Annotated in this window: 8 protein-coding genes; 2 read left to right on the plus strand and 6 right to left on the minus strand. The window is 71.4% G+C overall.

The window, feature by feature from the left end; genetic code table 11:
• Positions 1-182: 182 nt before the first annotated feature.
• From qcrB to ACWEVS_RS37790, 4 genes are all read right to left on the minus strand, one after another.
• A complete protein-coding gene (gene qcrB, locus ACWEVS_RS37775; RefSeq protein WP_452555518.1) occupies positions 183-1,823 on the minus strand; it encodes a cytochrome bc1 complex cytochrome b subunit in 1,641 nt (546 codons plus the stop codon).
• Positions 1,816-2,343, minus strand: a complete 528-nt coding sequence (locus ACWEVS_RS37780; protein WP_449931076.1) for a hypothetical protein — start codon at positions 2,341-2,343, stop codon at positions 1,816-1,818. Before ACWEVS_RS37780 ends, qcrB begins: the two co-directional genes overlap by 8 nt.
• A gap of 446 nt (positions 2,344-2,789) precedes the next feature.
• On the minus strand, positions 2,790-4,619 hold the full coding sequence (locus tag ACWEVS_RS37785) for an LCP family glycopolymer transferase (protein ID WP_449931074.1): 1,830 nt from the start codon (positions 4,617-4,619) through the stop codon (positions 2,790-2,792).
• Between the two features lie 135 nt (positions 4,620-4,754).
• The gene (locus ACWEVS_RS37790; RefSeq protein WP_452555520.1) at positions 4,755-6,410 is read right to left on the minus strand and encodes a neutral zinc metallopeptidase; all 1,656 of its coding nucleotides are present in this window, start codon (positions 6,408-6,410) and stop codon (positions 4,755-4,757) included.
• A 523-nt stretch (positions 6,411-6,933) separates the two neighbouring features.
• Between ACWEVS_RS37790 and ACWEVS_RS37795 the strand changes: the two genes are divergently transcribed.
• Positions 6,934-7,803 (plus strand): LysR family transcriptional regulator, encoded by an 870-nt coding sequence (locus ACWEVS_RS37795; RefSeq protein WP_354921543.1) that lies wholly within the window; start codon positions 6,934-6,936, stop codon positions 7,801-7,803.
• A gap of 853 nt (positions 7,804-8,656) precedes the next feature.
• Complete coding sequence (gene folP, locus ACWEVS_RS37800; protein ID WP_354921540.1) at positions 8,657-9,505, plus strand: dihydropteroate synthase; 849 nt, start codon at positions 8,657-8,659, stop codon at positions 9,503-9,505.
• Between the two features lie 495 nt (positions 9,506-10,000).
• Here the strand turns inward: folP and ACWEVS_RS37805 are convergent, their stop codons facing one another.
• Positions 10,001-11,335, minus strand: a complete 1,335-nt coding sequence (locus ACWEVS_RS37805; RefSeq protein WP_449931069.1) for a sensor histidine kinase — start codon at positions 11,333-11,335, stop codon at positions 10,001-10,003.
• Positions 11,336-11,337: 2 nt separating this feature from the next.
• On the minus strand, positions 11,338-12,012 hold the full coding sequence (locus ACWEVS_RS37810) for a response regulator transcription factor (RefSeq protein WP_354921535.1): 675 nt from the start codon (positions 12,010-12,012) through the stop codon (positions 11,338-11,340).
• Positions 12,013-12,025: the final 13 nt, after the last annotated feature.

Here is a 12,025-nt window from a genome sequence, read left to right on the forward strand (position 1 = left end):
GATGCGCGACACCGACGAGGACGTCTTCAGGGCGGCCGAGGAGCTCGGTATCGATCTGTCCCGGCGCGAGCCGAGCAGCGTGGAAGAAGTCTGAGCGGGTCACGGCCGCAGGGCCCGGCCACGCCGGCCGCGCGTGACCGGCAGGCACCCCGGGTGTGCTGGGCCTGGTCACGCGGGGACGCTCACTCGGAGCGGGAGCGCTCCTCCTCGGCGGGGCCGAGGGCGGCGTGGCCGTGTCCCTCACCGGTGTCCAGCGGGATCTTCTCCCCTCCGTACGCCCGGGACATGCGCGCCCGCAGCCTGCCGAGCGGGCCGCGCAGCCCCTTCGGCGGGATGCCCTCGGTCTCGGCGGCGCTGATCTCCCGGACGGGCTCCTTGCCCCGCACGTGGGCCTCGATGTCCTCCGACGGGGGCGTGTGGATCTCGACGTACTCGCCGTGCGGCATCCGCTTGATCACACCCGCCTCCACGCCGTGCCCGATGACGGCGGCGTCGGAACGCTGCAGGCCCAGGCAGATCCGGTAGGTGACGATGTAGGCGACCACCGGGCCGGCCAGCACCAGCACCCGGCCGATGTAGGTCGTCCAGTTCAGGCTGATGTGGAAGTTGGCCGAGATCTCGTCGTTGGCGCCGAGCAGCCACAGCACCCCGTAGAAGGTGATGGCCGCCATGCCGATCGAGGTGCGGTGCGGGTTGTTGCGGGGCCGGTCGGTGATGTGGTGCTCGCGCCGGTCGCCGGTGACCCACTGCTCGGCGAACGGGTACAGGGCGAGCCCGGTCATGATGATTCCCATCGGCAGCAGCGCCGGGATGATCACGCTCAAGGGCAACGTGCCGGCCTGGGCGGTCCCGAACAGGTTGATCTCCCAGGCAGGCATCAGCCGCAGCGCGCCCTCCAGGAAGCCCATGTAGAAGTCGGGCTGCGACCCGGCCGAGATGTCGGCCGGGGTGTACGGGCCGAACGCCCAGATCGGGTTGATCTGTGCGAAGGTCGCCAGTCCGGCGATCACCGCGAAGGTGAACATGAAGAACGAACCGGCCTTGAGCATGAACGCCGGGAGGAACGGCGCGCCGACCACGTTGTGGTTGGTGCGTGCCTTGCCCGGCATCTGCGTGTGCTTCTGCACCCACATGAGCACCATGTGGGCCGAGATGAGGGCCAGCAGGATGCCCGGGATCAGCAGGATGTGCAGCGAGTAGAACCGCGCGATGACCGAGTCACCCGGATACTCCCCACCGAACAGGAAGAAGGTGATGTAGGTGCCGATGAGCGGCAGCGAGATCATCACGCCCTCGGTGATCCGCAGGCCCGCGCCGGACAGCAGGTCGTCGGGCAGCGAGTAGCCGGTCAGACCCTCGAGCAGCGCGAGCGTCAGCAGCATGACGCCGATCAGCCAGTTCAGCTCGCGCGGCTTGCGGTATGCACCCGTGAAGAACACGCGGAGCATGTGCACCATCATGCCGGCCACGAACAGCAGGGCCGCCCAGTGGTGGATCTGCCGCATGAGCAGACCACCGCGCACCTCGAAGCTGATCTTCAGCGTCGAGGCGTAGGCCTCCGACATCATCACGCCCTTGAGCGGCTCGTAAGGGCCGTCGTAGGCGACCTCGCTCATGCTCGGCACGAAGAAGAACGTCAGGAACGTGCCGCTCAGCAGCAGGATGATGAACGAGTAGAGGGCGATCTCACCGAGCAGGAACGACCAGTGGTCCGGAAAGACCTTGCGCAGGTTACGCCGCAGGAAGTTGCCCGCGCCCGTCCGGTCGTCGAGGAAGCGGGCCGGACCGCCGGCGGCCTTCGGTACCCGCGTCAGCTCACCCATCGTCCTGTGCCTTCCTGCATCGCGAGACGGCGCGGTGGTATCGCCAGGCCACCCAGAAGCCCACGCCCACGCCGATGCCGGCGGCCAGCGCGTTGATGGTCCAGTGCACGACGTCGGAGCCGTAGCCGTACCCGTTGCCGAGCACGAGGACGGCGATGACGATCGCGGCCAGGACGCAGGCCGCCGCCCCCGACGCCACGCCGACCGCGACGGTGCGCACCAGCCGGGAGACGCGCGACCGCGGCCGCGGCGGGGGGAGCGGCGTGGCCAGGCGGCTGACGATCTCCTCAGGCGCCTCACCCACACGGCCGAGGCAGCGCTGCGAGATCAGACCCGATCGGTCCTCGCCGACGCAGATCCATTGGTCGCCCGACACGTAGACGATCGAGCGCGCGGAGTCGGGAAGGCCCAGCCGGACGAACTCCTCCCCCTCGGGAAAGTGTCTGATCCGGTACGGCACGGCAGGCAGCTGGGCGTCCAGCGCGTCGAGGAGTTCGGTCAGCTGGTGCATCCGGGTCATCGCCCCCTCACCCTCTTTCTCCCATCTTCGCGCGACAACCTTCTGCGGATGCACTGCCAGCCGTCAAAGATGCACCGGCTTCGCGCCCCCCGGGGAGCATGCCCTTGCACTCGGCGCCCTGCCCGTCACCCACAGTCACCCTGAGCCTGGGGGTCCGCACTCCACGGGGTGTCCCGAAGAGCCTCGGCGCGCTCTCAAGGGACGTCAGCCCACGTCCTGCGCCGGTTCCCGTCAGGCGTCAGCCCGAGCTCTCCGCCGGATCCCCTGAAGGCGGCGGTCCGCGCCCCCAGCCGGGATCATCGGCCCCTCGCCCGGGCTGTCCCGACAACGCGGAAGCCCGCGCCCCCAGCCGGGATCACCGGCCCCTCGCGTTGGGCTGTCCCGACAACGCGGAAGCCCGCACCCCAGGTCACCTGGGGTGCGGGCTTCCGGTCGAGACGAGACGTCTACAGCCCGCACAGCTCCGCGAGGCTCTTGGCCGAGCCGTTGTTGGCCGCCTGCCCGTTCCGCGTCGGCGTCTGCGAGGGCGTCGCGGTCTTGGAGGCCTGCGGCGTCGCCGCCACGGTGCCGGACGGGGACGTCGTCGCCCCGGGAGAGGCCGTCACCTGCGCCGCCAGCGCGCGCCTGCTCGGCTTCACCGAGTCGTTCAGCGCCTTGACGGTGGCCCTGCGGATCTTCGGCCAGTCCGGCGACCCGGTGTAGAAGTGCGGCGGCACGAACTGCAGGCTGGTGATCCGCGCGTCCTTGACCTTGAGAGCCAGGTTGGCCAGCGGCTCCAGCAACTCCTGCGGGATGTTCGTCTGCGCCATCCGCTTGGCCGCGTCCGCGATCTTGGTGAAGTTCGTGAGGATCTTGTCGGGCGTCGCCTGCTGGGCGAACGCGCCGATGACGCACCGCTGCCTGCCCATGCGGCTGAAGTCGTCGTCGACGACGCGGGAGCGCCCGTACCACAGCGCCTCCTCGCCGGACAGCCGCTGGTAGCCGGCCTTGATCGTGCCCGCGGTGCCGTAGTGGCCGCCCCACGGGATGTCCTTCTCCACGCGCAGCTTGATGCCGCCGATCGCGTCGACGAGGTCGACGAAGCCGTACATGTTGATCAGCGCGTAGTAGTCGAGCCGCAGCCCGAGCGTGTGGCCGATGGCGTCCATCAGCGCGCGGGGGCCCTTGTTCTTGCCGTGCATGATCTCGGGGTGGTCGTTGGCGAACTGCCAGACCTCGTTCAGCAGGCCGCCGTTGGGCAGCTCGGCCATGAAGCCGTTCGGGAAGTGCTTGGCCAGCGGCGAGGACGGCGGGAACCGTACGTGCTGGAGGTTCCTGGGCAGGCTGAACAGCACGGTGTTGCCGGTCTTGATGTTGACGCTGGCCACGGTCATGCTGTCGGTCCGCACGCCCTGGCGGTTGCCGGCGCCGTCACCGCCGATGAGCAGGAAGTTGACCCGGTCCTTGCCGTTCCACGGGTCCTCCTCCTTGATCGGCTGCACCTCCGGGTCGGAGACCGAGGGGAAGATGCCCTGGACGGCGTCCCGCGTGGCCAGGACAGCGTTGGCGGTCAGCGCGAACGGCGACATCACCACCACGCACAGCAGTCCGACCACGATCCCGGAGACGATCTGGCCCCGGCCGTTCAGACGGTCGGGGCCGAGGGCGATGTAGGAGACGAGCACGAGCGCGAACCATGCCAGCGCGCCGATCACGGCGGCCACCGACACGGTGATCATCGTGCTCTCCCTGACCGCCGCGCCGAGGTTGCCCACGAAGGACAGGCCGTAGACGATCGCGGCGATCAGCAGCGCGCCGAACGCGCCCAGCAGCACGAATCCGGTACGGCGCCGCCCGGCCCGCAGGTGTGCGGCACCGGGTACGAGGGCCGACAGCGCGGTCCAGCCGATGATCGAGCCGACGCCCATCTTCCTGGCGAACGCGGGCGCCTGGGCCTTGGGCGTTCTCGGCGCCTTGGCGTTCTTCGGGGCGCCGGGCGCCTTGAGGCTCGGTCGCGTGTTCTGCTCCCTGACCGCCGGGCCGGAGCCGGTGTCGCGCTGCGCGCCGCTGTCGTCCGCGGCGCGGTCCTGCGCCGCGCGGGCGCGGGTGCCACGCTCGCGGGAGGAGCGGTCCTGGCCGGTCTGGTCCGGCGCCGCGGAATCCTGCGCGGGGCGGTCCTGACCGGCGCCGTTCCGGGCGGATGGCTCCTGGGCGGAGGGCTCGGCGGGCGCGGCGCGCCGAGGCGCACGCCGCTTTCTGCCGCGCTCGGGGAAGTCTCCTCCAGGGCGCTTCGACACACCGGCTCCTTCGCACGTCGTACCAGGCCAAACCCGAAGGTTTGCCCCCCGTTGGTCACGAGATTGCCAGGATTCTAGCCCCCATATTGGGACATCAATGACAGATGACCAATGTGGGATGAACGCTCCATGAAGCTAGGACGTCGTGGAAGCGGGGGCCAGCCACGTGTTGCATTGGTAGGCCTTGTTCTTCAACCAGCCCTGCCGGAACCAGACGTTGTTGTTGGCCGGAGTGCCGTGGTCGCGGGGATACCCGGGATGGTCGCCCACCTTCGAGTAGAACCAGAACAGGATGTCACGCTGGCGGCCGCTGACCGGATAGGTGTCGGCCACCGCCCGCATGAACATACCCCCGAAACAGGTTGCCTGGAGTTCCAGTTTTCTGCTGAGTGCCAGCCGGCCGCTCTGGCTCGACGTCTGGACATGCTTCTGCCAGTGCGAGTCGAGGATGCCGGTGATCTGCTGGATGTGGTGACCGTACTCGTGGGCCATCATGCTGATCGTCGCCCCGTGCCAGGCGACCATCTCGCCGTACCCGATGGAGTTGCCGTTACCCCTGGCCAGCGCCGAGGTGGAGGCGTAGATGGTGTTGTTGCGCGGGCAGTAGTACGGCACCATGCTGCCGGGCGACGGGTAGTCGCCGCAGGCGCCCCTGCCGCGCTTGGCGGCGATCGCGTAGTTCGGCGGGCTCCAGTCGATGCCCTTCTTGCGCAGGATCGGGGCCCACGCCGCGTCCATGCACTTGCCGGTCTTCAGGATCAGCGCCTTGAGCTGGCTGTGGCTGAACAGGCTCGCGCTGCCCGCCCTGCACGTCGTGCGCGGCAGCCCGCCCGCGAAGTACAGCGTGTTGGCCTGCAGGCTCGTGTTGAGCTTGACCGTGGCGGGCTGCTCGGATGTCGGCTGTTCGGACGTCGGCGGCTCGGAGGACGGCTGCTCCGAGGAGGAGGGCCGGTCCGACGACGGCTGGTCCGACGGCTGGTCGCTGGGCCGGTCCGACGGCTGGTCAGAGGAGGACGGCTGGTCGCTGGGCCGGTCGGTCGGCTCGGCCGACTCGTCGGTGTCGTCGTCCCGCGGCTCGAACGTCGGCGGCGTGTACGTGGGGATCGCGATCGGCGAGGTCGCGTCGGTGTCCGAGGCGCCCTTGAAGACCGCCGAGCCGATCACGAGCAGCACGAAGATCGCCGCCAGCGAACCGAACACCGCGCCGACGATGGCGCCCGCGTTCGACTTCCTGCGCTGCGGCGGGCGCTGCCACGGGCCGTACGGACCCTGCGCGGGACCGTGCGGCGGCCGGTGACCGGGCCCCGGATGCGGCGGCGGGTCCTGCCGCGGCCGGCCGTTCCCCGGCGGGTACGGCCCGCCCTGCCCTGACCCGTGCGGATGGGGGCCGCCCTGTCCGGGTCCCTGCGGGTGCCCGCCTCCCTGGGGGTACGGTGCGCCCTGGCCGTTCCCCTGGGGGTAGGGGCCGCCCTGGCCCGGCCCGTGCGGGGGCGGGTACGGCATGCCGGGGTGAGGCGCCTGCGGCCCGCCGGGCGGCGGTCCGGCGGGCCGGTGGCCGTTCGGAGGGCCGGGCGGGGGAACGTACGGCCCCGCGGGCGGCGGCGGCTGCGGCGCGCCGTACGGCGGGGCCGGGCTCTGCGCCCCCGAGCCGTTCGGGTAGGGGGCCTGCGCTCCCGAGCCGTTCGGGTACGGGGTGTGCGTTCCCGGGTCGCTCGGGTGCGAAGGGTGCGCTCCTGGGCCGTGCAGGTACGGGGGTTGCGCTCCTGGGGCGTTCGGATGTGGGGCCTGCATGCCGTGGCCGGGCGGGGGCGGTGCCGGGGGGCCATGGCCGGGCGGGGGTGGGGTGTGTACGCCGGGAACGGGCGGAGGCGGCTGCGCGGGGCCCGAACCGGGCGGCGGAGGCGGCGGAGGCGGCGGCGCGTAGGGGTGCCCCTGCGCGGGTCCCTGAGGCGGGGCCGGGGGAGGCGTGGGGGGCCGGTACCGGCGGGTGGCGGGCTCCTCGTACGCCCCAGGCCCGTTCTGCTGGGGCGGCCACGTGGGGAAGGGCGGCTGCTGGGGCTCGCCGGACCCGGGCTCTCCCTGATGCCCCGGAGGCGGCGGTGGGTATTGCCCGTTGCCTGTCACCCTGTCTCCCCCTCGACCTGGTCGTCCGAACCGGACCCGCATACCGGACCTTTGCCGAATTTGGGGCAGAAGCATACTGATTTATCACCCGTCACGGATGTCGCCGTGCTCGATTACAGTCCGAAATCATTCGAGGTGATCTCTGCTATGTCGCCGTCCGAGCGGCCGCAGTTGTCCTAGCTTCAATGTCATGAATCTGCAGCAGCTCCGCTACGTGGTCGCGACTGCGGAGCACCGCACCATGACCGACGCGGCCAGGTCGCTCTACATCGCGCAGCCTGCGCTTTCACGCGCGATCCGAGACCTGGAGCGCGAGCTCGGGATGACCCTCTTCGCCCGTTCGGGGCGCGGGGTGGTCGTCACCGCGCACGGCCGCAGGGTGGTCAAGCTGGCCAAGGAGGCGCTCGACGCGGTGGGGGAGATCGAGGCGCTCTCCAGCCACGGCGGTGCCTCCGACGCCGAACTGCGCATCGCATCGACGACAACCCTCGAGCCCGGCCTGGCCGGGCGGCTGCTTCCCGCCTACGCGGCCGAGCATCCGGGTGTCCGCGTGCACATCATCCGCTGCGACGGCCGTGACGCGGTCGTCAACGCCATCAGGGACCAGCGGGCCGACCTCGGCCTCACCGACCTGCCGGTCCCGACCGACCTGATCACCCATCCCCTCGAACGACAGGAGATCGTGCTCATCTCGCCGCCGGGAACCGACCTGCCGGATCCCGTCCCGATGACCCACCTCGACGGACTACGCCTGGCCCTGCCCGCACGGGGAAGCGTCAGGAGAAGGGAGTTCGACGCGATGTTCGGCAAGTACGCGGTCAATCCGATCATCGTGCTGGAGACCGACGAGAGGAACGGCTGGCTCAACGCCGTCCGTGCGGGCCAGGCCTCGCTGCTGTGGTACCGCGGCATGGCCGAGCAGGCGCTCAGGGCCGGGCTGGTGGTGCGGTCACTCGAGCCCGCCGTCCGCCGCGTGATCGCCGTCGTCCACGCCCGCCGCAGGCTGCCGCTGATCGCCCAGGACTTCCTGGCGACCGCGGAGAAGGGTTCAGCCGCCTAGGAACGTTCCACCTCCACCGATCCGTACGCCCGGGGGCCACGCGCCACCCCCGCGGCCGACGCGGGGCCGGCAGCAGCGCACGCCGCCGCGGCCCGCCTCCTCACCCGTGCACCCTGACGCCAGACCCCGGACACGCCGGACCGCCTGCCGGGACACGCCCCTCCCCGACATCGGACCACGCCGCCCAGGCACCCGGCCACCGCACGCGCAAGCCCGTTCTGAGACAACCCTGAAGCCGGGCCCGCCGCCATCCGAACCGCTGCTCGTCTCGAGCCCGGATCCGCCGTCTTCCCGAACCCCTGCGCGTCTTGAGCTCGAATCCGCGTCCCCCTGCACCCCTGCGCGTCTCGAGCCCGGATCCGCCGGCCCCCTGAACCCCTGCGCGTCTCGAGCCCGGATCCGCCGGCCCCCTGAACCCCTGCGCCTCGTCGCCCTCGAACCAGCCGCCGATCCGCGCGAGCCCGGGCCGACCTCCCTGAGCCCCCGTGCGTTCCCAGATCGGTCGCGACGGGCTCTTGCGGGTTTCCGGGCCGGGTCCGCCTGAACCCGGGTGCGTCGCCAGGTCGGTCGCCACGAGTCCTCACCGGTTGGCCTGAGACACCAGTGCGTTCCCGGGCCGTCACCCTGGGTCCCACGTGTTCCAAGGCCGGTCAGTCTGAACCCGGGCGCGTTTCCCGGGCCGTCACCCTGGGGTCAGCCTGAACCCGGGTGCGTTCCCGGTCGGTCACCATGAGCCCCTGCGCGTCGCCGAGTCGGCCACTGAGAATCTCTTCATGTCCCGAGGCGACACCGGACGGGCAGGTGCGGGACGGCGATGTGCCAACCCGCGGGATCTTCCGTAGGCTCGAAGGTGATGAGCATCTTGCGACTGCGCGGCAAGGAGTTCGGTCCCGGAGACCACGCGGTGATGGCCGTGGTCAACAGGACCCCCGACTCCTTCTTCGACAAGGGGAAGACCTACGGCTTCGGCGCCGCGCTCGAAGCGGTCGACGCCGCGGTCGAGGGCGGCGCCGACATCGTCGACATCGGCGGCGTCAAGGCGGGCCCCGGCGACACGGTCGACGCCGAGGAGGAGATCAGGCGCGTCGCGGGCCTGGTCGCCGCCGTACGCGACCGCCATCCCGACCTGATCATCAGCGTCGACACCTGGCGCTCGGAGGTGGGCGACGTGGTGGCCGGCGCGGGGGCCGACCTGCTCAACGACACCTGGGGCGGCGTCGACCCGCTGCTGGCGGAGGTGGCGGCCAAGCACGGCGCCGGGCTGGTGTGCGCCCACGCGGGCAGGGTCGAGCCGCGCACCAGACCACACCGCATCGCCTACGCCGACGTGGTCGCCGACGTCATCGGTTACACGGTCGACCTGGCCGAACGGGCCGTCGCCGCGGGGGTGGCGAGGGAGTCGATCCTCATCGACCCGGCCCACGACTTCGGCAAGAACACCTACCACTCGCTGGAGGTCAGCCGGCGGCTCGACGAGATGGTGGCCACCGGGTGGCCGGTGCTGGTGGCGGTGTCGAACAAGGACTTCGTCGGGGAGACGCTGGGCGGGCTGCCGGTGGACGAACGGCACGCGGGCACGATCGCGACGCTGGCGGTCTCGGCGCTGCAGGGCGCCAGGGTGTTCAGGGTCCACGACGCCGCCTCGGCGCGGGCCGGGCTGGCGGAGGTCGCGCGGCTCGCCCCCACGAATCCCACCCCCTGACCGCCGCCGACAGTCCCGGCGGTCATCGACCGACCGGCCGGAGAGCCGAGCGGGCACGCCCGCCGGGACGGGCCCGGCCCACAGCCGTCAGGCGGCCGGACGACGAGCGGGCAGGCGACCCAGGCCGAGCAACCGTAGACCTGGGCGGCGATCCAGGGCCGTCAGCCGTCAGCCGTCAGCCCGGCGGGCGGCCGTGGAGCGGCCGGGGCAGATGGTGGGGCGGAGACGCGAGAAGGCGAGTCGGTGCGGAGCTGGGGTGAGAGGAAAGGCGGAGGGGGTGAAACGGGAAGGGCTCCGGCAGATCGGGAACCGGGGGTCTGTACAAGCCCTCAGCGACGCGACCCTGCGGAGAGGTCGCGGGGTGCGGTGGTGCGGCGGCGGTAGTAGTCGACGGCCACCAGAGCGAGCAGAGGGCTCCAGGCTGCCAGGGGCCAGTACGTGACGTTGAAGATCACGGCCCGGCCCGTGATCGCCTCGACTTCGCAGTTCGGTCGATCAGATGAGGGCGGGCAGCCGCACCACCGCGCGCAGGCCCGGCCCGGCGTCCTCCAGGTGGACGGCCCCGCCGTGTGCCCTCAGCGTCTCGCGGACGATCGCCAGGCCCAGGCCCGCGCCGCCCTCGTCCCTGCTGCGCCCGTGGTCGAGCCTGGTGAAGCGGTTGAACACCCGCTCCCTGTCCTCCTCGGGGATGCCCGGGCCGTCGTCGGTGACGGTGAGCACGCCGTCGCGGGTCAGCGCCACCTCGACGGTGGAGGTGGCGTGCCGGACGGCGTTGTCCATCAGGTTGGTCACCACGCGGCTCAGGTCGAGGGCGTCGCCGCGCACCACGACGGGGTCGCAGGCGGTCAGCCTCGCCTCGCCGTACCTCTCCACCACCTGACGGACGACCTCGTCCAGGTTGACGGGTACGTTCCTGGCCAGCCTGCCGCCGCGCTCGTCCAGCCTGGCCAGCGCGAGCAGGTCCTCGGCCAGGCGCGACAGGCGCAGCGTGTCCTCCAGCACGCCTTCGGCCGTCTCTGTCCAGTCCTGCCCGTCGGGGTGGCCGAGCGCCACCTCCAGCTGGAGCCTGATGCTGGCCAGCGGGCTGCGCAGCTCGTGCGCGGCGTCGGAGACCAGCGCCCGCTGGCGGGACTCGGCCTCTTCCAGTCTGGCCAGCATGTCGTTGAGGGTGACGGCCAGCGAGTGGACCTCGTCGCGGGCGGCGGGCACCGGCAACCGCCTCGACCTGGCGGTGTGGGTGATGTCCGCCGCGCCTCTGCGCAGCGCGTCGATCGGCCGCAGCGTCCTGCCGATGATCAGCCAGCCGCCGCCCGCCAGGAAGGCCACCAGCAGCGGCGTGCCGAACAGCAGCACCTTGCCCGCCGTGAGCAGGCTCCGCTCGATCTCGCGCACCGGCCGCGCGGCCAGCACCGTCACGCCCCTGTCACCGCTGACCACGACGACCCGCAGCGGCCCGGGGATCCCGTACGGCTCGCCGTTCAGGAACCAGGCCGAGTCGTGGCGCAGCGCCCTGCGCCGGTCGCCGGCGTCGAGCAGGGGAACCAGCCGGTCGGCGCCGTAGGTGCCGTGGGTGACCCTGCCGTCAGCTCCGACGACCTGCACGATCGTGCCGTCCTGGGTGGTGATCGGGTCGGTCAGCGTGCCGCTGTCGGCCTGAGCCCGCACCACCTGCGCGTGCTGCCTGGTGGTCTCGTCCACGGTGTTCGTCAGCGACCGGCCGAGCACCATCATCAGCACCGAGGCCGACACCGCGAACGCGAGCGCGAGCCCCACGGCCGACAGCGCCGTCAGGCGGAAGCGCAGGCTCTTGCGCCGCCACCACTCAGCCATCGTCAGCCACCGTCGCCGGCCAGCCGGTAACCCGCGCCGCGCACGGTCTGGAGCGCGTTCCTGCCGAACGGGCCGTCGATCTTGCGACGGAGGTAGCCGACGTACACCTCGACCACGTTCGGGTCGGTGTCGAAGGTGTCCCAGACGTGCTCGAGGATCTCCGCCTTCGACACCACCTCGTCGTGGCGGCGCATCAGGTACTCCAGCAGCGCGAACTCCCGGGGCGTCAGCTCCACCGACTCCTCCCCGCGCTGCACCTTGCGCCTGGCCGGGTCCAGCGACAGGTCGCCCGCCGTCAGCACCGCGGGACGCCGCCCCGCGTCGCGCCGCAGCAGCGCGCGCAGCCTGGCCACCAGCACCACGTAGGAGAACGGCTTGGTGAGGTAGTCGTCGGCGCCCAGATCGAGCCCGTCGGCCATGTCGTACTCGCCGTCCTTGGCCGACAGCATGAGGATGGGCACCCAGTTCTCCTCCGCGCGCAACCGCTTGCACACGTTGTAGCCCGACAGCCGGGGCAGCATGATGTCGAGCACGACCACGTCGTAGTCGCCGTGCCTGGCCAGGTGCAGCCCCTCCTCGCCGTCGTGGGCGAGATCCACGGCGAACCCCTCGGCCTGCAGCCCCCGCTGGAGGGCGGCGGCCATCCGCCGTTCGTCCTCGACGACCAGAACTCTCATAGCGCACATAGTG

This window comes from Nonomuraea sp. NPDC003754 (assembly GCF_053605785.1).